At 48.2% G+C, this 25,590-nt stretch carries 16 protein-coding genes; 7 read left to right on the plus strand and 9 right to left on the minus strand.

Annotation, left to right across the window (positions count from 1 at the left end; all coding sequences use genetic code 11):
* Window positions 1-18 precede the first annotated feature (18 nt).
* The gene (locus HB364_RS23395; protein ID WP_167290759.1) at window positions 19-627 is read left to right on the plus strand and encodes a thioredoxin family protein; all 609 of its coding nucleotides are present in this window, start codon (window positions 19-21) and stop codon (window positions 625-627) included.
* Between the two features lie 59 nt (window positions 628-686).
* Here the strand turns inward: HB364_RS23395 and HB364_RS23400 are convergent, their stop codons facing one another.
* The 3 genes from HB364_RS23400 to HB364_RS23410 form a co-directional block, all read right to left on the minus strand.
* Window positions 687-1,457 (minus strand): hypothetical protein, encoded by a 771-nt coding sequence (locus HB364_RS23400; protein ID WP_167290760.1) that lies wholly within the window; start codon window positions 1,455-1,457, stop codon window positions 687-689.
* Window positions 1,458-1,668: 211 nt separating this feature from the next.
* Window positions 1,669-2,166, minus strand: coding sequence for a TlpA disulfide reductase family protein (locus tag HB364_RS23405; RefSeq protein ID WP_167290761.1), 498 nt, complete (start codon window positions 2,164-2,166; stop codon window positions 1,669-1,671).
* A gap of 87 nt (window positions 2,167-2,253) precedes the next feature.
* Window positions 2,254-2,853 carry a TrmH family RNA methyltransferase gene (locus tag HB364_RS23410; protein ID WP_167290762.1) on the minus strand — a complete coding sequence of 200 codons (600 nt, stop codon included), beginning with the start codon at window positions 2,851-2,853 and terminating at the stop codon, window positions 2,254-2,256.
* A 73-nt stretch (window positions 2,854-2,926) separates the two neighbouring features.
* Here HB364_RS23410 and HB364_RS23415 point away from each other — a divergent pair, with 73 nt between their 5' ends.
* From HB364_RS23415 to HB364_RS23435, 5 genes are all read left to right on the plus strand, one after another.
* On the plus strand, window positions 2,927-6,007 hold the full coding sequence (locus tag HB364_RS23415) for an AsmA family protein (protein ID WP_167290763.1): 3,081 nt from the start codon (window positions 2,927-2,929) through the stop codon (window positions 6,005-6,007).
* A 92-nt stretch (window positions 6,008-6,099) separates the two neighbouring features.
* A complete protein-coding gene (locus tag HB364_RS23420) occupies window positions 6,100-7,485 on the plus strand; it encodes a BACON domain-containing protein (protein WP_167290764.1) in 1,386 nt (461 codons plus the stop codon).
* A gap of 397 nt (window positions 7,486-7,882) precedes the next feature.
* Complete coding sequence (locus HB364_RS23425) at window positions 7,883-10,090, plus strand: sodium-translocating pyrophosphatase (RefSeq protein ID WP_167290765.1); 2,208 nt, start codon at window positions 7,883-7,885, stop codon at window positions 10,088-10,090.
* A 353-nt stretch (window positions 10,091-10,443) separates the two neighbouring features.
* Entirely contained in the window at window positions 10,444-10,827 is a 384-nt protein-coding gene (locus HB364_RS23430) for a BlaI/MecI/CopY family transcriptional regulator (protein ID WP_167290766.1), read from the plus strand.
* Between the two features lie 3 nt (window positions 10,828-10,830).
* On the plus strand, window positions 10,831-12,702 hold the full coding sequence (locus HB364_RS23435) for a M56 family metallopeptidase (RefSeq protein ID WP_167290767.1): 1,872 nt from the start codon (window positions 10,831-10,833) through the stop codon (window positions 12,700-12,702).
* A gap of 57 nt (window positions 12,703-12,759) precedes the next feature.
* On the opposite strand, the gene HB364_RS23440 is transcribed toward HB364_RS23435, so the two are convergent.
* The 6 genes from HB364_RS23440 to HB364_RS33680 all read right to left on the minus strand — a co-directional run bounded on the left by HB364_RS23440 (window position 12,760) and on the right by HB364_RS33680 (window position 23,221).
* On the minus strand, window positions 12,760-13,251 hold the full coding sequence (locus HB364_RS23440) for an FKBP-type peptidyl-prolyl cis-trans isomerase (RefSeq protein WP_167290768.1): 492 nt from the start codon (window positions 13,249-13,251) through the stop codon (window positions 12,760-12,762).
* A gap of 43 nt (window positions 13,252-13,294) precedes the next feature.
* On the minus strand, window positions 13,295-14,041 hold the full coding sequence (locus HB364_RS23445) for a GLPGLI family protein (protein WP_167290769.1): 747 nt from the start codon (window positions 14,039-14,041) through the stop codon (window positions 13,295-13,297).
* A 76-nt stretch (window positions 14,042-14,117) separates the two neighbouring features.
* A complete protein-coding gene (locus HB364_RS23450) occupies window positions 14,118-16,895 on the minus strand; it encodes an outer membrane beta-barrel protein (protein WP_167290770.1) in 2,778 nt (925 codons plus the stop codon).
* A gap of 146 nt (window positions 16,896-17,041) precedes the next feature.
* Window positions 17,042-18,064: a PorP/SprF family type IX secretion system membrane protein gene (locus tag HB364_RS23455; RefSeq protein ID WP_167290771.1), complete on the minus strand. Its 1,023-nt coding sequence runs from the start codon at window positions 18,062-18,064 to the stop codon at window positions 17,042-17,044.
* 60 nt (window positions 18,065-18,124) lie between these two features.
* Window positions 18,125-22,390: a PKD domain-containing protein gene (locus HB364_RS23460; RefSeq protein ID WP_167290772.1), complete on the minus strand. Its 4,266-nt coding sequence runs from the start codon at window positions 22,388-22,390 to the stop codon at window positions 18,125-18,127.
* Window positions 22,391-22,594: 204 nt separating this feature from the next.
* Window positions 22,595-23,221 carry a WbqC family protein gene (locus HB364_RS33680; RefSeq protein WP_394353242.1) on the minus strand — a complete coding sequence of 209 codons (627 nt, stop codon included), beginning with the start codon at window positions 23,219-23,221 and terminating at the stop codon, window positions 22,595-22,597.
* A gap of 295 nt (window positions 23,222-23,516) precedes the next feature.
* Here HB364_RS33680 and HB364_RS23470 point away from each other — a divergent pair, with 295 nt between their 5' ends.
* Window positions 23,517-23,966 (plus strand): LEA type 2 family protein, encoded by a 450-nt coding sequence (locus HB364_RS23470; RefSeq protein ID WP_167290774.1) that lies wholly within the window; start codon window positions 23,517-23,519, stop codon window positions 23,964-23,966.
* Window positions 23,967-25,590 lie beyond the last annotated feature (1,624 nt).

Below are 25,590 nucleotides of genomic sequence, written 5' to 3' on the forward strand. Positions count from 1 at the left end.
GTACTAAAACACTTTCACATGAAAAAGCTCGTAACCTGCCTGGTATTGCCGGTAGTCGCTTTACTGGCATTCACTGTCAACAATGATCCATTACCCATTGGTGCTGCACTGCCCAAGGCCGACAATAAACTCAAAGACATCACCGGAAAAGAACTCACACTCAAAAGCGCCATGAAAGAAAATGGCTTGCTCGTCATGTTCAGTTGCAACACCTGCCCCGTGGTGATCAACAACCAATCACGTACCAATGAAATATGCAAATATGCCCAGGATAAAAATGTAGGTGTGGTATTGCTGAATTCCAACGAGGCTAACCGAAGCAGTTCAGAATCTTTACAGGCCATGAAAGAATATGGCGATGGTCAGGGTTTTAAATGGTATTATGCAGAAGACAAGAACAATGAACTGGCCGATGCTTTTGGCGCCACCCGTACACCGGAATGCTTCCTGTTCGACAAAGCAGGTAAACTGGTCTATCATGGCGCCATAGACGATAATCCCAATAATGCAGACGCTGTAAGCCGTAAACACCTGCAGGAGGCCATCAATGAAGCGAGTACCGGCAAGGATGTGACAGTAAAGCAATCCCGCTCTGTAGGATGCAGCATTAAAAGACTAAAATCATAAGCACCCCGTTTTTAAAATCTTAAAGGGTGGGCATCTTAATCAGGCCCCACCCTTTTCTATTAAAAAGGTGAATCTGTACCGCCTTTGCATTGGTAATGCAGGGTATCCAGGCTGCCATAATAAAAACCGGCAAACTGGCCACCCTGGTCACTCAATCCCATGCTGGTGGGCAACCCGTTGTCATTCCACGCGGTAGCATAAGCATTATTCAGGCTATAATTCCTGTCGATAAACATCCATATCCTGTTGGTACGATGCACGCTCACTTTATTGTCATAGGTAACACCCGGAATAACGAGGTTGCCTTTGGCATCATAAGAATAATACGTATCCAGCGGAAAACCCGGACTGCTGAACCAATCCTGTGAAGTATGTATAATACGGCCATAGTGGTCATATTCATAAGTAATCACCGCCCCATCCAGGTACCAGTCAGGTTCATCATCAACCACGATTCCGAAAAAATAAGTGGTATCGCGTACCACGCGGCCTTTATCGTATACATACCGGTGCCAGAATTCAAAGCCACCACCACTGTACATACCAATATAATCCGTAAGGCGGCGTTTATTATCATACCGGAAAATACCATCCGGATGCCCGGTTCCGGGCTGGGTTTGTATCACACTTACAGGATCGCCATATTTATTATAGTTAATTGTAACACCGACGGGAGTAGAAGAAAAGGAATAGGTCATGTTGGTAACCTGACATTTATCTAAGGTAGCGAGAGGATCATCGTCCAACACATCCTCCAGTTTATTACAGCCCGCAAAAGCAATCATGATGCTGCCGGCGCAAAGCAGATAGTAAGGGTAGACTTTTTTCATACAGTAAGTAAGTTTAAGGATTAACGAATCAAATGTCAGGCCACGGGTAGTAGCGGCGTTTTATTGGGTATGGTGGAAACAGGATAGTGGAAATCGGGTAACAGAAGTACCGTATACGGTGTGATTAAATTAATAGGGTAAAGCTACTATAGTTCCCGGAAAGCGACAATCCCACTTTCGTGGTATAACAAACCACCAATACTTACACTACTTAGCGGCTGGCGGCTTTGGGTTCGGCCAGCATGGTTTTAATTTCCGGTTCTACCTGGCGGTCAGTTAAAGCGCGGTCGAAGAACCGGCGGTAACCGGTTTTATGATTCACAAATAAAGTGGCGGGAATACCACCTTCCCACCGGGCATTTATTTTGGGACAGAAATAATCGGCATTCGTTTCATCCAGCCAATAGAAGGTGGCGCTGAAGTTCTTCTTTTTAATGAAAGTATCAATACCTTTTGGGTAATCCCGCGGAAAGTCCAGGCTCACCAGTACCAGTTCTACTTTCTGGTTGGCAAACTTAGCCACCCCTTCCTGTAGCCAGGGGATCTCCTCCACGCAAGGGGCGCACCAGGTAGCCCAGAAACTGACCACCAGCGGATGATCGCTGTTCTGTATATGGGCTTCCAGGTCGGTGATCTTGATCTTCTTTACCTGTGCGAAAAGCAGGGAAGTCAGAAGTAGGAAGTATGAAGTCAGAATAGTACGTTTCATGGTTAATGCTTGATCATAGTTTTGAACCGGGTAGTTTTAGCAGTTCCAGTATTCGGACGGCAGATGTCAGACTTTAGACCTCAGACTTCAAACCTCCTTCTCCTCCCCATAAAATCCCCACTCATTCAATAACGCACCCAACAGGGGTTCCTGTATCTTCCGCTGCTCATAATGTCCTGCATTCTTTTTCTGCCGGTAAGCTTCATACAGCGTCACGGCGCAGGCCACGGAGATATTCAGCGATTGGATAATGCCCTGCTGGGGAATAATGAAATTCCCGTCGGCCATGGCCCTGATCTCGTCACTGACACCCGAATGCTCATTGCCAAAAACAAGGGCTACAGAGCCGGTAAAATCAATGCTATACAAATCTACAGCATCACTGCTGAGGTGGGTCGTTAAAATACGGGAATAGGCCGACCGCAGCCTGGTAAAGCATTCCTGTGCATCCGTGTATTGATGTATCGTGAGCCATTTGGCGGCGCTGCTGCTGCTTTTAGCCCCCCATTTCTTATGGCGGGCTATCCGGGTATTCAGCACATAGATCTCCTGTATACCAATAGCGTCGCAGGTACGCATCACCGCGGATATATTATGGGGGTCAAATACATTTTCCAGGACAATCGTAAGGTCATTTTGCCGTTTATTTAGCACTGACAACAACTTTTCCCGTCTTTCTGGCGTCATATTTGTAAAATATTGAAAGCTAAAGTACAATAAACTATTTTTGCAACCTCTAACCACAGCAAACCAATTACCTATGCTTAAAAAAGTCCTCAAGATCACCGGTATTACCCTACTGGCACTGATCGTGATCCTCTTTGCAGCGCCCTATATCTTCAAAGGCAAGATCGTTAAGATCGTAAAAGAACAAATAAACAAAAACATCAATGCGAAGACCGACTTCAAGGACGTCAGCCTGTCGTTCTTCCGCCATTTCCCCCGGGTATCCCTGGCCCTGGAAAACCTGCAGGTAGTCGGGCTTAATGAATTTGCCAAAGACACCCTCATCAGTGCCAAAGAAATTGATGTAGCGGTCAACCTCTTCAGCGTTTTCAACACCAAGGACATGAAAGTGTATTCCATCAGCATTGATGAGCCGCGCATTCATGCCCTGGTCAATAAAGAAGGCAAGGCCAACTGGGACATTGCTATGCCCGATACCAGTACCGCTACAACACCCGAAGAGCCGGCCAGTCCCTTTAAGCTGAACCTGCAAAAATACGCTATTAAGAATGGTTACGTGTACTATGAAGATGCCAGCGCCGGCATGAGCAGTGAGATCGTCAACCTCAACCATGAAGGCAGCGGTGACTTTACCTCCGACCTGTTTACCCTGCAAACAGCCACCACTACCGATGCCGTTACTTTCACCTATGGTGGTATCCCCTACCTGTCCAAAACAAAAACATCTATTGATGCCGATTTCGAGATAGACAACAAAAACAGTAAATACAGCTTTAAAACAGATGAGATCGCTGTCAATGATCTTAAGATCAGCACAGCCGGTTTCTTCCAGTTGGTGAATGACAGCACCTACAACATGGACGTTACCTTTAAAGCGCCCTCTACTGATTTTAAAAGCATCCTATCCCTGGTGCCTGCTGTATACCAGCAGGACTTTGCCAACATCAAAACCAGCGGAAAGGCCCTGTTCGATGGCTTCGTGAAAGGTACTTACAGCCCCACACAGATCCCTGCCTACAGCATCAACTTAGGCATACAGGATGGTTTCTTCCAGTATCCCGATCTGCCGCAGCCGGTCAAGAACATCAACCTCGAGCTGAAAGTCAACAACCCGGATGGCATAACCGATAATACGGTAGTCAACATTCCGAAAGCGCATATTGAATTTGGTAATGATCCTTTCGACTTCCACCTTCTCCTGAAAAAGCCGGTTACCGATCAATACATTGATGCAGCCGCCAAAGGCAAGCTGAACCTGGCCAGCATTACGCAATTTGTAAAACTGCCCGATACCAAACTGGCCGGACAAGTAAGCGCTGATGTACAGGCGAAAGGTAATATCGCCGTTATCAGTCAGCAAAAGCCCGGTGAATTCAGCGCCAAAGGATTTATAGACATTGCCAATCTTTTCTATTCTTCTAAAGATTTCCCGCAACCCATTCAAAATACCAGTGCAAAGATCCAGATTGATAACCCGGATGGCGTGCCCGATCATACCACTGTACAAATACCGGCTGCACACGTGGAAGTAGGTAAAGATGCCGCCGATCTCACCCTGTTGTTAAAGACGCCGGCTTCAGATCCTTTTTTCGATGGTACGGTGAAAGGCTCTTTGAACCTGGCCAATATAGCCCAGTTCTACACCTTTGAGCCGGGCACTTCACTGGCCGGCCTGGTCAATGCCGATGTGGCTTTCAAAGGCAAAAAATCATACATTGATAAAAGCCAGTACGATGCTTTTCAAACAGCCGGCACTGTCAAGGCTTCCAATGTGGTTTATAAATCCAAAGACTATCCGGATGGCGTAAGCATCAGCAACAGTGGTCTGACCTTTACGCCTAAGAATGTAACGCTGAACAACCTGGCGGGTAAATTCATGGAAACCAACTTCAATGCCAATGGCAGCTTCGATAACCTCATCGGTTATGCCATGAAAGATGAGCCGCTCACAGGTACCCTCCATGTATCTGCCGATAAAGTAGACCTCAACAAGCTCATGGGCGCTACCAGCGATGCACCGGATACTGCTACTGTAGCCGCCGGCACCACAGCCCCCTTTGCTGTTCCTAAAAACATACAGCTTACCCTGAATACAAAAGTAGACAATGTAAAATATGATAAGGTTGACTACAGCAACATCAACGGCGCCCTGCAACTGAAAGATGAAACAGTGGCTTTAAAAGATGTAAAAATGAATGCCCTCGGTGGCAGCATCGCTGTTAATGGCTCCTACTCTACCAAACTAAGCAAAACAAAGCCGGATATTTCCCTGGCCTATGATGTGCAGAACCTGGACGTACAGAAAACATTCATGGCCTTCAATACCGTGCAAAAGCTCATGCCCATTGGTAAATTCATTGCCGGCAAGCTCACTTCCAAAATGACCATGAAGGGTAAACTGGGCGAAGACATGATGCCCGATCTGAGCACCCTTACCGGTGATGGCACCCTGTTCCTGATAGAGGGATTCCTCAGCAAATTCCAGCCATTGGAAAAGCTGGCCTCCACCCTCAACATCAATGAACTGCAAGCCATCTCTATCAAAGACATTAAGAACTACTTTGAATTTGCCAATGGTAAAGTACTCGTAAAGCCTTTTAACGTAAAGGTGAAAGACATGGACATGGAAATAGGTGGTATGCACGGGCTGGACCAATCGCTGGACTATGTAATGAACCTCAAAGTACCAAGGGCGAAGCTGGGTGCAAAAGCCAACCAGTTTGTCGATAACCTTGCCTCACAAGCCAGCAGCAAAGGAGTACCGGTAAAGCTGAGCGATGTGGTGAACCTCAAAGTAAACATTGGTGGCAGCATCACCAGCCCGGCCATCAAAACCGATCTTAAAGATGCCGGCAGCAGCCTGGCCCAGGATATGAAAGCACAGGCCAACCAGTTTGTGGAAGCCAAGAAAGCCGCTGCCGACAGTGCAGTAGCTGCAGCCAAACAAGCAACAAAGGATTCCATTGCTTCTGCGAAAAGCCAGGTGGTGAAAGGGCTCAAAGATGAACTGGGCAAACAACTCTCCGGACAGAAAGACACTACGGGTACCGGTGGTACTAAAGATGCGAAGAAAGGGCTGGAAGAGACCGGCAAAGGGTTAATCAATAACATTTTCAAAAAGAAGAATAAGAATACGGATAGTACAAAGCACTAATGCAACTCACTCATCCGGTTATGCACTTGCTACAGGTTTAGTTCACAGCAATAACATTATACAATATCATTGCTGTGAACTAAACCCGTAATATGAAAAACCATTATGCCCCTGTACATACCGGTAACCTGTATGTACACATGATCATGTCGCTGCTGTTGTTTATCGCAGCCTGTAAAAAGAATGATCCGCCACCTACCCTCTCGGCCGATCAAACCACCTTCGACATACCAGCGGCCGGTGATCAGGTAAAACTGAAGATCAAGGCCAATGTAAACTGGAAGATCACACTCCCCGACTGGATCACCGCCGACAAATTAAGTGGTCTTAGCAATGACTCCCTGCAATTAACCATTGCGGAGAATACGACGGAAGCAGAACGGACAGCCACCGTGCGGGTGGAAGCCACCAACAATAGCACAGCGCCTGCCATTACCATCACCATCCGGCAAAAAAAATACGGTTATACCACTGAGTGGCAACAGCAATTTACGCTAAAAGCAATCCCCTGGGTAGTCGGCGCTATCGCTATGGACGATGGCTGTACCATCGTAGCAGGCGCCACCCATAACATGGAAACCCAGCATAGTGAATCGTTTGTATTGAAAATAAACGCCGATGGCACAGAAGCCTGGAGACGCTTTTATCCCGAGGCTTATTTCAGTAGTAAAAACACGCTGGCAGCAGGCCCGGACGGTGTATTGCTATTGTGGTATAACCAGGGCAACAAAGCTACCTATCTGCGCGCAAGCGATGGAGGTACCGCCTGGGAAGCATCCCTTACAGGTATTGATGCCGACTACGGTACAGCCGCTGTAAGAGCTGACGACGGCTATAAGATAGCAGGTATTGACAATAGCAATCACAGTAACCTGGTGGTGCAAAATCTAAGCAACAATGGCGTATTTACCGCCCGTAACACGTATGCGGGTTACGATGGCTGGTTCATTGGTATGGCCATAGCGCCAGATAAAAGCCTGGCCATATTAACCAGCGCCTCCCGGGCAGTGGAAATTACCACCATCAATGCCGCAGGGGTGCACATCAACAAACACAGGTATACCGGCGCAGACGGGGTTTATTATGAAGCGGCCGGTATAGCGGTGGCGCCTGATGGCAGTGTTTTGGTGGCCGGCTATGAGCATACAGCGGCTGCCAATGACAATAATATCCTCCTCATGAAGGTGAATGCCGATGGCACCCGCGCCTGGACGAAATCCATAGGCGGCGCTGGTTTTGATTGGGGTACTTCTGTAGTAGCCATGCCGGATGGATTTTGGGCCTCCGGCAGTATATACCCAACCAGTGCATGGACAGGCCAGTTTACCTATAGCGGTAACAAGCGCTGGGAACAAACATTTACCATACCCGGAGCGCAAGATAATAATGATACTTACCTGGCGCCCGTTGCCAATGGCGCCATCCTGGTGCACGGCACCGGTCCGGCCGTATGGATAGCACGGTTAAAAGCATTATAGAGAAATTAAAATCCCCTGACCTTCACCGGGTCAGGGATTTTTGCATGCTGAACACACCTCCTACCCTGATTGCCTGGGGATGCCACCGGACTGTAGTCTAATGGGCAGGGAATGCCCTAAGATAGTTCTAAGATAGTACTGGGATAGCCCTAAGATAGCACTATACATTAGGCCACTCTCAGGCCATTCCCAGGCAACTCTTAGACCACCCCCAGACAACTCAACCACTATAACACTACCTGTTGTCTCCACCTGCCTGTCACCCCGCCTACGGCCCACTCGCCATTTACCACTTACCACTCGCCTTTCCAAAAAAACACGCTCCCATATTGATCTTGAGGCATTTTACCCTATTTTTGCCCTCCCTAAAAACAATTCAAATAAGAATCAACTACTTATGGACAAATTGCTCTATCTCGTTCCTGTGATGGGAGTTATTGGCCTCCTGTACACCCTGGTGAAATTCAACTGGGTATCCAAACAAGATGCTGGTACAGACCGTATGAAGGAGATCAGCACCTACATCGCAGAGGGTGCCATGGCCTTCCTCAAAGCGGAATGGAAAATACTGGGCTATTTTGTAGTGATCGTGGGTATCCTGCTGGGTATTATGGCACAAGCCAATCCTCACTCACACTGGGCCATCGCGGTTGCCTTTGCCATTGGAGCCGTATTCAGCGCCACTGCCGGTTACATCGGTATGAAAGTGGCTACCAAAGCCAATGTGCGCACCGCACACGCTGCCAGAACAAGTTTAAGCAAAGCCCTCAATGTATCCTTCACCGGAGGCGCTGTTATGGGACTGGGTGTAGCCGGTCTGGCCGTACTTGGCCTCGGTGGCTTATTCATCTTATTAAAATCTTTCTTCGGCGCTACAGAAGTTTCTTCTGCAGAAATGCTGAAAACCATAGAAGTATTAACCGGTTTTTCACTGGGCGCTGAATCCATCGCCCTCTTTGCCCGTGTAGGCGGCGGTATTTATACCAAAGCGGCCGACGTAGGCGCCGACCTCGTAGGTAAAGTAGAAGCCGGCATCCCCGAAGATGACCCCCGCAACCCGGCCACCATTGCCGATAACGTGGGTGATAACGTAGGTGACGTAGCTGGTATGGGCGCCGACCTGTTTGGCTCCTACGTAGCTACCGTACTGGCTACCATGGTACTGGGACAGGAAACGATCTCCGGAGATGAATTTGGTGGCTTTGCCCCCATCCTGCTGCCCATGCTCATTGCCGGCGTAGGTATCATCTTCTCCATCATTGCCACCCTGTTTGTACGTATCAGCGACAGCGCGGGTATCAGCACCAACGTAGTCCAGAAAGCCCTCAACATGGGCAACTGGGGCTCTATCGTCTTAACAGCCGCCGCTTCTGTAGGGCTGGTATATTATATTCTTCCCGAAACCATGGAACTGCGCGGGGAAACATTCACCAAATGGGGTGTGCTCGGCGCTATTGGTGTGGGCCTCGCTGTAGGTACCCTTATGAGCATCATCACAGAATACTATACCGCTATGGGTAAAGGCCCGGTAAAGAGCATCATCCGCCAGTCTTCCACCGGTCATGCTACCAACGTTATTGGTGGCCTGGCAGTAGGTATGGAGTCTACCTTCCTGCCTATTATCGTTTTGGCTGCGGGTATCTATGGTTCTTTTTACTGCGCCGGCTTATATGGCGTGGCTATCGCCGCCGCCGGTATGATGGCTACCACCGCTATGCAACTGGCCATTGACGCTTTCGGCCCCATTGCCGATAATGCCGGTGGTATTGCCGAAATGAGCGAGCTCCCCAAAGAAGTGCGCGAAAAAACCGACGTACTGGATGCCGTAGGTAACACCACAGCAGCTACTGGTAAAGGTTTTGCCATCGCTTCTGCTGCCCTCACAGCATTAGCGCTGTTTGCTGCTTTTGTAGGCGTAGCCGGTATAACGGGAATAGACATTTATCATGCAGATGTACTGGCCTGTCTTTTCGTAGGTGGTATGATCCCCTTCATCTTCTCTTCCCTGGCCATCCGCGCTGTAGGACAGGCGGCCATGGCAATGGTAGAAGAAGTACGCCGTCAGTTCCGCACCATTCCTGGTATCATGGAAGGTACCGGTAAACCGGAATACGATAAGTGCGTAGCTATTTCTACCGGCGCTTCCATCAAAAAAATGATGCTGCCCGGCGCTATCGCTATCGTATCTCCCCTGGCAATTGGTTTCCTGTTCGGTCCCGAAGCATTGGGTGGCTTCCTGGCAGGCGCTACCGTAAGTGGCGTTCTCATGGGTATGTTCCAGAATAATGCCGGCGGCGCCTGGGACAATGCCAAGAAATCATTTGAAAAAGGTGTGGAGATCAATGGTCAGACTTATTATAAAAAATCTGAACCTCATAAAGCATCTGTTACCGGTGACACTGTAGGTGACCCCTTTAAAGATACTTCCGGCCCATCTATGAACATTCTTATTAAACTGATGTCCATTGTATCGCTGGTTATTGCACCTACCCTGAAAGAGATTTACAATCCTGAACCAGAAGTGTTTAAACCGGTTCAAAAGAGTGAACAGGTGATCGTGGTGAACGACCATGCCAGCAATATCACGGTAACGGAAAAATTCTAAGGAAATATTACGTGAAAACGCGTAGAATTTCACTCGCAGCAATTATCTTTGTTGCTCATAACTAAAGGCACTATATCATACCAAATACCAAAGTCCCCATGTTTCCACATGGGGTCTTTACTTTTTAGGACTATCCTGCCAACAAATACAAACTTTCACATATTTTTTCAGGAAGCGATACGTATCCGGCAACTGACATACCATCGGTGAAAGCTCAGCGTTGGAGAAACCGCCCGGCCCCTTTTTATCCCCACTCATTGATTAATGAGCGGTTAAAAAGCAGGAGTTCTTTACCTTCCTTTAACAATTCATTACGAAATATGTCGTATTTTTAAGGCAAATGTTGTTCCACTATGTCTACAACCAGGAGTATTAAACCTACTGAGAGTGAATTGGAGATCCTGCAGGTACTTTGGAATAAAGGTACTGCCAGTGTACGTGAAGTGCATGAAGAGCTGTTGAAGATCAAGGATGCTGGTTATACCACCACCCTGAAGCTGATGCAGATCATGTATGAAAAAGGACTGGTAAGACGTGATGATTCCATCAAAACGCACATCTACCAGGCCGCTGTCAGCCGGGAGAAAACACAAAAGCATTTGCTGGGAAAAATGATCGACACATTATTTGGAGGCTCACCCACTGAACTGGTCATTCAGGCCCTGGGTAATCACAAAGCATCCGCCGATGAATTGGAAGCGATCCAGAAAATGTTAGACAACCTAAAAAAACAGTAGCCGATGAATCTGGTCAACCAATCTGCTTTCCTTAAGGCATTGGGATGGTCATTATTAGACAGCTTGTGGCAAATGGGTGTTTTGTGGCTGATCTATGTTTTACTGACTGCCAATGGAAAAAAATTTAACGCCCGCCAACGTCATACACTGGCCCTCTTATCGCTGGCCGGAGGATCCCTGTGGTTCCTCGTAACACTTGTTATCAACTTTTACAAGGCAGCCGCCACACCGGAAACCGTTACACTCACTGTGAGAGCCGGGGAAACTGTTCTCCTGCCTGTCACTTCCACGGGCAGCATAGTTACCTGGCTGGAGCCGGTACTCCCCTTCCTGTCGGTGGCCTACCTGCTCATTACAGCCCTGCTGTTCGTTCGTTTCTACCGGCAATACCGCTTTACGCGCCAGCTCTTCCACCAGGGCCTGCAGAAAATAAATCCCGAACTACGGGTATTCCTGCAACAGGCTGTACAGCACATGAGCATCCACAAAAAAGTAAATATCTGGCTGTCTTCCCTCGTGGATACGCCCCTCACCATCGGCTTTTGGAAACCAGTGATCCTGCTGCCCATTGCCGCTGTGAACAACCTCACTATTGAACAAACAGAAGCCATCATATTGCATGAGCTCAATCACATCAGGCGCAATGACTACCTGGTGAACCTGCTCATTGCCTTTACCGACATTCTCCTGTTCTTTAATCCTTTTGCCCAACTGCTCTCCGGCATCATACGCCGCGAGCGGGAGCATAGCTGTGATGATATGGTATTGCAGTTCCGTTACGATGCTTCCCAATATGCCAGGGCCCTCTTAACGCTGGAGCAAAGCCGTTCGGCTGTTGCCCCCGCACTCGCAGTGGCCGCCACCGGCAAAAGCAATACTTTACTACTGAACCGGGTGAAACGCATGCTCACCCAAGAGCCTGTTACCATCGCCCTCAACCAGAAACTGGTAGCCTGGATGCTCTCAGCCCTTCTGATAGGGTTTATTGGCTGGTACAATCCCGGCAAGGCCATCGTTACCACCATCCAGGAAGTGACCGTTACAGTGCCTGAAAACACCGTAAACGACCTGCCTATGGACATCAGCACACCGGCAGCACCTTCCACAGCAGCAGCAGCCGGACCGGTTGCACCGGCTGACCAACCCGGCCAGGAAGATAAGGAAGATGCTATAGCACAGGAAGAAGCTGCTCAACACGCTGAACAAATGCTCAACGATGAAGCGGAATATGCTGCCATAAAGCTTCAACTGGCTGCAATGGCCCTGCAGCAAAAAGCACTGGCCAATGACGTGGTAGCCTTTGTCAGTTCGCCCGAAATGCGCGATTATTCCATGCAGGCTCAGCAGGCGCTCGAAGCAATAACCCCTGCCACCACACATCCTTACATTCCGGGCAACAGTTTCCTGGTCCAGACACTGGAAGATACCCTCCTGCCTAAAAAATACACCATGACCTTCTCCGAAAAGCAGGCCAAGGAGGCTATGGATAAAACCATGAAGGCTATCCAGGAAATTAACTGGGAAAAAGTACAAAAACAACTCAGCGCCGCAGCCGGCAATAAGGTAGATATAAAACAATTGCAAAACGAGATCAAAAAGGCACTGAAGGAAGTAGACTGGAAGAAGATCAACCAGGAAACAGAGACTGCCCTGCTCGAAGCCCGCAGGGAACTGGCAGAAGAACAGGCAGCTTTGAAACTACAAATGGAACGCTACAGCCAAACCCGCCGTCAACAACAGGAAAAGGCCAGCCAGTTGCAATACCAGATACTCATGGACCGCCTGGGCGAAAATGAAAAGCCCGCCGCCTGTGAAGCAGAAAAGAAATGCACCGAACAAAAAAATGTCAGGAAGAAAAAGATCGTCATCATCTGATAAAATAAAGAAAGGTCGCCACAAGCGACCTTTTCTAATTATGTTAAGCTCACTCCCCTATTTCACATCCAGTAACTCCACATCAAATATCAGTACAGAGTTGCCCGCCAGTACAACCCTGCCGGTATTGTCCTTAATATCCTCGCAGCCATAAGCCAAAGAGGGTGGAATAATCAGCTTGATCTTTCCTCCTTTCTGGATAAGTGGTATACCTATCTGCCAGCCGGGAATAAGTTGTTTCAGGGGATATTCCAGGTTATTGCTTTCATCAAATACCGTATTATTGGTCAGCTTGCCCGAATACTTCACTACCACCGTAGAATTGACCGTTGGCGTAGTACCGCTGCCGGGTTCAATGATCTGGTAATACATACCACTGCTGTGTTTTGTAGCAGTAATGCTATTGGCCGTAATATAAGCCTGCATTTTGGCATCATCTTCCGCAGCAGAAGTAGGTTTACAGCCGCCACTGTCTTTATTTTTACTACATCCTGCAATGGCCAGGGACAGGGCCATTACCACACTTAAACCGATACTGAATAAACGCATGTAAAAAAGTTTAGGCGCAAATATAATGCGGAGCAGGGTATTTTCAGAATGTATAGCCCTCCATATCTACTATCACCTTTTCCAGGGTCACATCGGGCCACCAGCCAGCTTCTTTATATTGTTTCAGCAGGATCTCAGCCAGGTCTTTTTTGGTGTATTGCTTACTTTTCTTCACAGCAGGGGGCACGATCTTCGACTCGTCAATATTGGCGATCTCTACCCGGGTGGCAAACCAGGTGGTATAATGGCGGGGGATGGCCAGTCCCAATATCATACCGGGCAGCCCGGAAAAGAACTCAGGCCCTCCCTGGGGAATGATCTCCGGGCAGTAAAAAGCCACCACATATATACTGTCCTGGACACGGCCTACTGCTTTACGGCACTCCCACCCGGCTATCTTCCGGGTTTCATTCTCAATCTTCCATTTAATGGGGAGCAGGCTATCTTCAAACACAAAATAATTATCCAGGAATTGCAGTTTTGCAATCCTTTCCTTTTTATCAAGGTCAATATAAGCCACGTTCTCATTAACGAAACGGGAGGCGGTTGAAGGCGCACGGCCGGGCTGGTATATCCAGCGGTTCCAGGAAAAGATCAATTCCCGGTACACCACATCAAACTCCGGCATAGCCATAGAAAAAGAATTGCTAGGCTCGTCGTTTTCGGCCATCATCCGTTTGACATTGCGCTTGATCTCATACTCTATCTTTCCCCGGGTCACAAAATCCTGTGCATGGGCCATTCCCGCTCCCAGCAATAACCACACACAGAAAACAATTGTCTGTTTCATATTATTCCACAGTTTTTTAAATCATACTTCTTACCTTCTCCCTCGTTGCCTTTTTGCCTCTATGCCTTGTTGCCTTCTATAAACTCTTCATAAAATTCCAGGCTACCGTCAGCAGCCAGTACCGCTTCAATACAAGCCGGTTGGACTCATACACATTATTGCCCGAAACACCGCGACGATAACCATTGTTATTATTCAGGATATCATTCACCGAAAACTTAACAATACCCTGCTCATTCTTCAGGAACTTCTTCTGCACATGCGCATTCCACTGCACATTATTAATGCTCGAATTAAAAGAGCTGTTCTTTGGCTGAAAATTGAAATTACAATCCGACACCAGTTCTATTTTCCACGGTAAGAAAAAAGTATTGTCCAGGCTATGCGTATGTGAGATCGTGCGGTTTGTTTTATTCGTGGCAACATTAGACCAGCCCACGTTATAATTAACAGAAGCTGAATAAGACGTGGTCATCACCTCCTTCCAATCGTGCGTGGCCGAAACACGCACACTGGAGTATATAGACTCATTCCTGATCTTTTGCCCGTTCTGCATAAAATTACCGCCTCCCTTACCAATACTGGCAGAAATGCCAGGCCGCAGGTGAAGCTTCTTATATTCCCAATTATACCCCATATAACCATTGAGATTGGCCACCCCGTCCAGGTTAATATACTGGCTTACCGTACTGTTCTGCGCATCTGTAGTGCTTTGCATGGTCATGGCATTATCAGTATAGTGGAAATAAAAATTACCATAAAAAGAGGTTCCTTTCACCCAGTTATACTTACTGAAATACAAGTTGGCCGAATGCTGGAAAGCCGGTTTCAGGTCAGGATTACCCACCTGCACATATAAGCGATTATTTGTTCTGCGCAGGGGTTGCAATTGCTCTATGGAAGGCTGCACGGTTTGTCCGGAGTAACCTGCGGTTAAGCTGGCATTCTTGGGCAGTTTAAAGGTCAGGTTCACCTGTGGGGCCACATTGATAAAGCGCCGGTTGGTGACGTCTTTCAGATCATTATTTACCTGGTCCAGGTTGGTGATAAATACCTTGCTCCCGGCCGAAATACTGATCTTCTTCGTAGCCCAGCCAACAGTAGCGCCGGTAATATGGGTATTCACTGTAAAGTCATAATCATTGCTGAGGCTGTCAACACGCGCTTCATACTTCCCGTTCAGGTTATTGAATGTATTGAATACATTGGCCGATTGCGCTGTTTTCCAGCCATATTCCACCGAAATGCTCACCGCTTTACCAAACTTCTCCGTATAAACGCCCTTGGCAGCATACGACTCCAGGGGCATCAACGTTTGCTGAAGTTGGTCGAGTGTATCCGCATTCTTAAAACTACCGGAAGCAGGATCATAATAATTGATCGCCGAAAAAGCATACGCATCCGAAAGCCGCCTGCTGTAATCCTGTTGAAACGTCAGCGAAAGCGTTCTTCCCTCCTTCCTGAATTTCCGCTGGTAAGTGATATTGCTGCCAAAGCGCCTGTTTTCCGACAGGCTCTTATTGGATTGCTCGCTGCTATTGACACGGAACCCTTTTTCATTGTTTGATCCGGAATTGGACCAGTTATAATTATTATTTTCACCAAAGCCCCCGTTGGCAGTGATCTTCAACGTGGCAAATGAATCAAGCTTGATGGCCAGGCTGCCGCTGGCCTTTTGGTTAAAACTGTAAGAACTTTCCCGGCTGTCATTTTTATTGAAAAAACCACTGCCATCAGGTAAAATATTCGTGTTGTTCGAATTACTCCAGCCATTGGCCTTTGTCTCGTTAATCCGGTAATTGGCAAACAGCTTTTGCTTATCGCCATTCCATTTATCCGAGAAATGCGCCCCGCCATACAATATGGATGGTAAGCCATTGCCGTAGTAGGTATCATTCTCATATTCACCATTATTGGTATAATAAGTAATGCCACCGGTACCATCATTGATCACTTCATAATCCTGCGAAACATACTTGCTCATATCTTCATGGGACAGCCCCGCCTTGCCTGTTTTGGCCGCCATACCAAAAACAGATATCTTTTGTGTTCCGCTAAACAAAGCGCCCATAGCCTCATGCTGGTAATAGTCCTTACCATCGGCACCTGCCGACAGCTTTCCAAAATAACCGTTCTTCTTATTCTTCTTCAGCTTCAGGTTGATCGTTTTATTACGGGTGCCATCATCTATGCCGGTAAATTCGGCCTGCTCGCTTTTCTGGTCAAATACCTGCACCTTATCCACCGCTCCTGCCTGCAGGTACTTCAGGGCCAGCCCGGGATCGTCGGAAAAAAACTCGTCGCCATCCACCAATACCTTCTTCACTTCCTGCCCCTGTGCGATGATCTTGCCATTCCGTTCCACCTGTATGCCCGGCAGGCGTTTCAGCAACTCTTCCACCGTTTGATTGGGCTTCAGGGCAAAACTATCAGCCGTATATTCGAGTGTATCGCCCCGCATACGGATGGGTACACCGGCCCGCACCACCACTTCTTCCAGCAGTTTGGCTTCCGTCACCATCGGTACATCGCCCAGGTTGATCTTGGAAGTGTCGGTAACAGTAAGGTCTTGCAGGAAATCAGCCATCTTGGGATAAGAGACCATCAGGGTATAACGCCCGGCCGGTATCTTGACCAGCTCAAACATCCCTTCTGCATCCGTCCGGATAGCGCGGTACAGCGTGCTGTCGGCCTTATCAATCAAACCTACAATAGCATAATGGAGCTTCTTCTTTTCGGCGGTGTCAATAACAGTTCCCTTGAGAGCATTCTTTTGTGCGTGTACAGTCAGGGCCAGAGACAGCAATGCCAGTATACACAGGTACGTTTTGGTTAGGCGGTGTAGAGCCGTCATGAAGGGTAAAAGGTTAGGTTTACCAAATGTAAGAATACCCTGCCGGCATCAATATATCGTATAAGCGATTAATGAATTATTTAACAAATGGAAGAAAACCACAAAGTGAGTTTACTGTCGGATAGACACTTAATCCTGCTATACCATCACCACACATTCTTCGGGCACCAGTCGCCGTATTTATTGCCAATGAGGAAGCCGATCATAATTTCGTGCGTGCCCTTACTTACTGTATTGAGGTTGGAAGTAGTATAATCATACGCATACCCCACATTCAGGGTATTGGAAATATTCATGCCCAGCATACCGGCAAAGCCCTCTCCTGTCCGGTACGAAACGCCCACCCAGGCCAGGTCCTGGTACTGTAGCTTCATATTCAGATCAACCTGTACCGGCAAAGGATTAATATACTTTACCATCGTGGAAGGGATCAGGTTAAAATCATCATCCAGTAAAAAACGGTACCCGGCAGTAGCAAACAGGTGGGGCACAAACTTGCCATCCTTCGACACCACGCTGCTGTTGGAAAAACTCACCTTCTGCGGAATGAGCTGCTGGGCTGATAAACCAACAAAATAGTCGGCAGAATAGAGATACAGACCGGCATTGAAATCCGGTTTAAAATTATTGATCTCACCACTCATATAAACAGCGGGGTCAACGGGGGCCTGTATACCCAGGAATACTTTATTTGTATTGAGGCTTAAATTGGTAAACCCGGCGCCAAAGCCTGCCGCCAGGCTGGTTCGGGCGCTGATGCCAATATGATAAGCATACGTAGCATAAGCGGAGAAATGATTGAGTGGCCCCGTACGGTCATTGATCACCTGCAGTCCGATACCATGATGGGGTTCTGCTGCTTCATAATTCTCCCAGTAGCTCCTGCCACGGGGATTTTCGCCGGGAACCCGGTAAGAGGTAGCCGAAGTACGAAAATCTTTCTTACCAATAGGCCCATGAATAGTAAAATAAGTAGTAACCGGCGCACCATCAAAGCCTACCCATTGATGCCGGTGGCTGGCCTTCACATCAATATAATTCTCAATGCCGGTAACAGCAGGGTTCAGTATATATTGGTTCAGTATATACTGCGTATAATGCGGTTTCTGTTGTGCCTGTACACATAAACACAGCATTACTCCACATAAGCAGGACATTAATCTATTCATGTCACAGGTTCTTTGGTTTAAAATTTATTTGGCCCCCTTGTTCTCTCAACGCCTCGTTGCCTATCTAACTATCGTTACCGACCCATTCATCTGCGGACGGCCATTCTTGGGATTGATGATCCAGTAATAAGTGCCTATTGGCAACGGATTGCCATTCACCGTACCATCCCATTCACGGCCATACCCTATTGAAGTAAATACCCGCTGCCCGTAACGGTTGTACACATCAACCGTACAACCCGGGTAAGATTCCAGGTACAATATCTTCCAGGTATCATTGATCTTATCGCCATTGGGCGTAAACGTATTGGGCACTACCAGGGCCTTCAGCACCCGCACAAATACATCATCACTGCCCGTGCAGCCATCACCCGAAACCACCGTGAGCGTATAAGTGATATCCTCAGTGGGGCTCACCCGTGGTGTGGGTTTCGTAACATCATCCATTGCCGTATTGGGTGTCCATTGGTATTGCAGACCGGATCCGGTAGCCCGCCCGTCGAGCAACACAAAACCACCTTCCAGTACCCCCTTATCAGCGCCCGCATTCACCACCGGTGTGGGATATACCCGGATCGTTTGTTCATTAAATGCCGTACAGCCATTATCGGCCGTAAAATCATACCGCAGCGTATGCAGGCCGGGTTTGGCCGCCCCGGGACTGAAAGTACCATCCGGACTCATACCCGGGCCACTGAAGCTGCCTGTGCCGCCAAAACCGAATATTTCACGCGCTGTATTAACAGGGAATGGGGCCACCTCCTCACAAACGGCCTGCAGGGCGGTAAATTCAACCACCGGGCTCGCCTTGAGGGTAAGGGTCTGTACATCCGTTTTAAAGCAATTTTCGCCCGAATAAGCGATATAACGCACCTGGTAGGCACGGGTAGCCGGCGTGCCAAAATCGGGGTATTTATGGGTATAGGATTTGCCTATAGCGGGATCGTCGTCAACCGTCTTCACCGTAGGGTCGCCGGTATAGTCCCAATAGATCTCCACCTTGACCAGTTTACCCGATACCACCTCCGAATTATCCCGGACCAGTACCTCCTTACTCACACAAAGGGAAGCTGCATTATCTACCGCAAAGGCGCTTCTCCGCACATCGCCATTTACTGTAAAGGGATGGGTAATACTTTTAGCGCATCCGTCTTTAGAGGTAATGGTAAGACTCACCTGGTAATCGCCCGCCGTGCCATAAGGATGCTGCGGACTGCTTTGGGTAGAAGTACCGCCATCGCCAAAATTCCAGCTATACCTGAACTGCGCCTCGCTGTTATCAGCAATAGTACTGGTACTGGTAAATTGGGCAGCATCGAGCAGGCACACTTCCGGCGATGTAAAATCAGGTACCGGCATGGGGTGAACAGCTATGGACTGGGACGCCGCCGGGCTCACGCATCCTTTGCTGCTTTCCACTACCAGGCTGGCTGTATACGTATTGACAGTGGCATAAGTAGTAGCCGGGTTTTGGGCAGCAGAAGTATTACCATTGCCAAACGACCATTGCCATTTGGCCAGTGTACCGGCATTGGGTGCAGAAGCATCTGTAAAATTCACGGCAGCCCCCTCACAGGTAGGCGCGGAAAAAGTAAAGGCAGCCACCGGCAGCGGATGAACAATCGCCTGTTTCGTTACTGTATCAGATATACAGCCTTTATCGGTGACGATTGACAACTGCACGTCAAAAGTATCGGCTGTAGCATAAGTTACTGTATTGTTTTGCTGGGTAGCCGTTTGGGTATTGCCAAAATCCCAACGCCATTGCGTAACAGTACTGCCTTTGCCATCGCTTTTATCCGTGAATTGGATAGGCGCTGCCAGGCAAACTTCACCGCTTACATCGAAATCAGCCTTCGGCCGCGGGTAGATCGTATTGACCGTTTTTACCCTGCTGCCGGCACATTGGTTATTCGATATTACCGTCAGCTTCACATCATAAGGCCCCACCCCTGTATACTGGTATACAGGATTGCTTACAGCAGCCGTTTGCCCATCTCCAAAATCCCACGCATAAGTAAACAGGTTTTGCGTGCCATCGGCAATGGTAGACAGGCTATTGAAGCTGGCAGTACCGGCAGGCAGGCAAACATTGCCGGGCAAACTGAAATCAACCACCGGTTTGGGATGAATCGTAATCGGTAATTGGAAAGCAGTGCTCTTGCAGCCAAAAGTGGTTTCCACCACCAGGCTGGCGGTATAAGTACCTGTATTGGCATAGGCATGCGTAAGCGGGTTGCCATTGGCCGTTGTTGAGACCGTATTATCGCCAAAGTCCCAGGTCCACTTGGCCAGGGTGCCTCCTACTACGGTAGATTGATTGGTAAACGTGATCAACGTATCCTCACAATGCACTGCAGAAATGCCGAACCCGGCAACCGGCAATTGCGACAGCTCCACATTTTTTTTAATCGTATCGCTCAGGCACCCCACGTCCGTGATACCCCAATGGGCCACTTCATAAATGCCGGCAGCCGCATAATTATGGGTCACGTTTTGGAGGGTGCTGGTATTGCCATCTTTCAGGTCCCAGAACCACTTGGTCACACTCCGTCCCAGGCCGTCAATTTTATCCGTAAAAGTCACCGGGTCGCCGAGGCATTTTGCCACGAAAGAAAAATCAGCTTTTGGCCGGTCAAATATTTCGAGGTCATAGTCTATCTGCTGCTCCCCATTACAACCATCGGCCGTAGGATTATTGGCCTTCACTATAATGGGATAAGTGCCGGGTAAATTGATGGAGTAAAAACCGGGCAGCCGGTAGCGGTACAAAGTACGGCCATCTACCACCCAGGTCGAATCGGCTACCGGGCTGGTGATAGTTACATCGGCTATCCCTGCGGCATTCAATACCGTCCCGAAGATCCACTTGATCTCCGTTGGCTGATACGGGAAGGTCATGGCCAACCGGAAGGGGGTGCTTTTACAACTGGCCGGAAAATGGACCACCGCATAAGGATTCTGAAGTGATACAAACTGGTAGAGGTCCTTCAGGTTGCTGCCTGCCGAATAGCCGTAAGATTCAAATCCGCCAAAACCATAAGCGGTCGCGTTAAAAGGAGTGTCGCAGGTGACCGTATGCGCCGAGGGGCCGCTCACCCCGATCTGGGCATAGGCATAAGCGGCATCTGTCGGATGCTGTATAAAACGGGTGGCATACGAAACGCCATCAATCCTGAATGAGTTGATAGCCCCGGGATTGTTTTTCACCACCGCATTAATAAAGTGCATATTCCGGGCAGAACTGATCAGCCGCATGGAAGCCACCGTCACCTTGTTCACTGTTTGCTCCACCGGGCTGAGATAGATCATTTCCGGATCACCATTGCTCGTTATCTCCGCACAATCCTGGGTAGTGAAATACTGGGCCACCAGGATCGGTTTATCAGATTCGATAACGTGGGGATTGGCATCGGAGAAGTCGAAATAAAAATTATTCGTAAAACTGCCGGCAGGAATAATGGCGCCGTCGCGTTTCACCACCGCCGAAGCATCGGGGCGGATGATGCGGTAATAATTCAACGGGCGGGTACTGCTGGGAACCGTCAGGTACTTTTTCCCCCAGGTGCTGTTCGGGTACATCTGCTGGAAGAGATTATCGGATGATCCCACGCCACCTGTTGGGCAACCGATCCCTATCCGGCCACTGCCACAGAACACCGCGATCTTTTTACAGCCAGTACCATTGTTCACCGACTTGATAACCGACCCCGTAAGGTCAGTGGCCGAAAGCACATTGAACACCTGTCCCTTTTGTAAAGTGCGGGTATACGTTTGTCCGGCCGTCATCGTGTGGGTATTGGCAGCCGGCGTTACTTCAATCTCCGTATTGTCTTCCGTGGCTACCACAAAAAACCAGGACCAGGCATTCGTGATATTGGCCTGGGCTTCCTGTTTGAAATTGACCGCATAATATTCCCTGCCAAGGGTAGCGACCGGCAGGCAGAGGGAAGCGCCGGAAACCGACGCGTAATAAATATGAGCGTACACCACCACCGGTTTCAGGGCGGTAATATGAATGCCTTTATTAAAAGTTCCCTCGGTATCGAGGAAGGCGCTGGAAGTAATGGTGATTTGCCGGAGCTGGTTGGCGAAAATCATATAGGTCTGCGAAATGCCTAAGCCGGGTAATTCAAGGGTGATTTCTGTGTCAACATCCGAAGTAACATAAACGTCCATGCCAGGTTGATTGGCACGGTTGGGATCATACATCTGCTGGTGGTTGCCATACCCCAGCCAGAACTCCTTGCCTTTGTTCGTAAAGTCTTGCGACCAGGATAAGGAGGCGACGCAGACCAGGCTCATAAGCAGAATAGATTTCCTCATTGCAGCCTCCTGTTTTTATCAGGAGTGGTTATCGCAATATAAGAAAATAACGGCAGGCAATAGTTGTTTCCAGCGGGTATTTTGAAGGCACAGGATCGCATTAAAAAAACCAACATACCATTTGAGGAACGATTATTTTTTAATATGATCAAGGGGGCTGGTTTTCGGGATCCACGATAACACCTGCTGCAATTGGCCGGTCGCTCAACCGGGTTCCCTGGCTAAAATGGACCGGGCATTTTTGCCCTCACAAAAAAGCAGGTCCAGGATCGAGCAGTGAGGAACAAAACCGGTGCGTTCTTCAAAAACCTGCCGGTAAGGAACCGGCCCGGGGAAATTTTGCATAATAGATTTTGGTAATAACTTATTCCGGAAATCAAGACATTCTGTCAGATCATATTCGGCCTGGTACGCTGTCGTTGTTCCCGTAAAAACCTCCATGCCTAATTTCCGGACCGACCAATCCCAACAGGCCAGGTTCCAGTCCACCAAAAAATTGACCGGCTTTTGAAAAAGGACAGCCAGCTCATCCCGGTAAAATTCGAACCAGGGTGAGCGGTTGTAACAGGACATAATTGTTTTCCAATGTTGGGATTGCCAGGGGTACCTGTTGGCGATCCGGACCTCCTTCATTAGCCTCCGTTGTCCCCGGCCTTCCTCCAGGGGGATGCTCAAAGTCACCGGCCCGCCGGCCCCCATAACCATGCATCTGTTCCGAAAACTCATTTTTTGATACCCTTCACATACATCAAATTCAACATTTAAAAATCTATTTACCGTTTTATACAAGGTAACAGGTGCAAAATATTGACTTTCAACAATCACTTTCATACAATAACACTTACTATACAGTCCGTTTAAGGTTGGCCGGAATTTCCGGGAAAATGAGCCTTTTAGGGTCGTTTTTGTTGGAATAAAAATTAAATATAGCTGGCCTTAAAATGTTTTAAACTAACTTAATAAACATAAAATTACAAGCTAAACAAATTAGCTACTGATTTTGAATGCTTTCGCCCATCCAGCGCTCAAAAATCTCTAAACTTTTTAGCAAAGATTTTCCTAAATGTACAACCCCGTTTTTGGCAGAAAAAATTTATCCCCTACTTTGTGTCCACAAAAAATAGACATGAATAAAAAGCTCTGGTGGGCCTTCTTCCCCATCCTGTTCGTCGCCTGCGCCAAGCCCACAGGGTTTGATTACCTGGGAATCAGGAACATAAAAGTGGTCAAATTCGACCTGAAGGAATCGACCATTTCGGCCGAGGTTGGATACTACAATCCGAACAAATATCCGGTCACCATGAAGCGGGCCGAGGTGGATGTATACGTGGATAACAACTTTTTTGGGCATAGTCTCCTGGACTCAACCATCCATATTCCGCGAAAAGACACCTTCTATTTACCGGTCCAGATGACTGTCAATATGTCAAATACAGCCATCGGACTTTTGCAAACCATGGGAGGTGGACGACAGGAAGTGACGATCAAATTGGAGGGAAAAGCCAGGATCGGGAGGGGCGGATTCTTTATCAACTACCCGATAAAATATGAGGGACCGCAGAAATTGGGGTTCTGAAAACACAAGCACGAGAGGTCAAAATTGACCTATTTTAAATAATAGAAAAAGAGCGGTTTGGGTAAAAAAGCCTCCCAAAAATTGCCTGGTCGTCCGGTATTATTATATATGTATATCGGTCACCGGCGGATATCGCTCGCCGGATTTTTGATGCAACCGGTCATTTTTCACCTACATCTTTTAAAAGCAGCATGGGTCATTTTACCAAAAATGATCCATTTTTTATGCCGGGAAAGGTTTCAAAAAAGGAGTGGTTCACGGTCATTTTTGACCTTTCCCAAAATTGATGGCTGCCCTCGCCGGCAGATTCGTTTCTTCACACCCCCAAAAAGTGGCGCGCTAAATTGCCCCGAACGAAGGTCATATTTGACCTTACCAGCTAACCATTCAGGCAGTCGATTCATGGTCATTTTTGACACATCCGACCAATCATTTTTATTCACTTAAAAGAGCGTTTTACATAATTCCGGATCTTCAAAAAGAGAGCGTCGGACGGTCTATTTTGACCTGCATTGAAAACAGGTCAGGAGCAATATTTTGCCCATACCAGGCTCCGGGAGGGAAGCCCAAAGGCGCTAAAAGCACCACCCGGGACGGGCAATTTTGACCTGTCTAAACTGGTTGCCGGACAGCCAGTTTGCGTTCCATTTTTACGTTTTCCGGGATCGCAACGGGCAATACAAGCAGGCAGGCCACGGTCATTTTTGACCATTCGGGGCCACTGAAAGGAAAGGCAAAAGAAGGTCAATTCTGACCTTGCCAAATCAGTTACCCGGGAGGCAAATAGAATTCTTTTTGTTCGTTTTCCGGAGTCCGGGGCGCTCAGAAACCGCCTGGACAGGAGGTCATTTTTGACCATCCTGACCTACCCAGGGCATAGCCAGACGACGGTCAATTTTGACTATGCGACCTCACTGGAATGCGGCCAATCGGCAGTCAATTTTGACCGCCCTGTTCCGGCTGGAATATAGCCGATAGCTGTCAACTTTGACCTCCATAAACCGGCTCAGAAGCCTCCATTTCCACGCAGAATTTCGTTTTTTAGCGCGCGCTGGTGCCTGAAAAAGCCGCTCTGACAAGGTCAATATTGACCTCCCCGACTTCGCTAAGGGCGCTCCTCGATAGCGTCTACTTTGACCAATTTTTAAAATCAGCAATCTTCCTCAAAACCTTGAAACCTCCCTGTTTTTTCGGCCAGAACAGCACCCAAATCGACGGTCTCAGGGAGTCAATTTTGCCCTGTCGAAGTCTCTGACACCGGTAGTTTTGAAGGTCTATTTTGACCAGCTTACTCACCTCCCGGGAGCCTCCTTTACTGCTCAAAAACCTCCTTTTTACCCTTCCTCTACGGCTGAAAAGGTCAGCCAAAGACGGTCAATATTGACTTCCCGGAAGCCGTCAGACAGCTCCTCAAACAACGTCTATTTTGTCCCGTTTTAAAAACCGGAAATCTGCCACGAAACCTTGGAACCTCCCTGTTTTTTCGGATTGAACAGCCCCCAAATCGACGGTCACAGGAAGTCAACTTTGCCCTGCCTAAACAGTCAAACCCGCCGCCCTTGCCAGGTCTATTTTGACCAGCCTATTCACCTCCCCGGAACCGCTTTACAGCAAGTGGTTATCC

Origin of the sequence: Paraflavitalea devenefica (assembly GCF_011759375.1) — a bacterium.
In the GTDB taxonomy this organism is placed as follows: domain Bacteria; phylum Bacteroidota; class Bacteroidia; order Chitinophagales; family Chitinophagaceae; genus Paraflavitalea; species Paraflavitalea devenefica.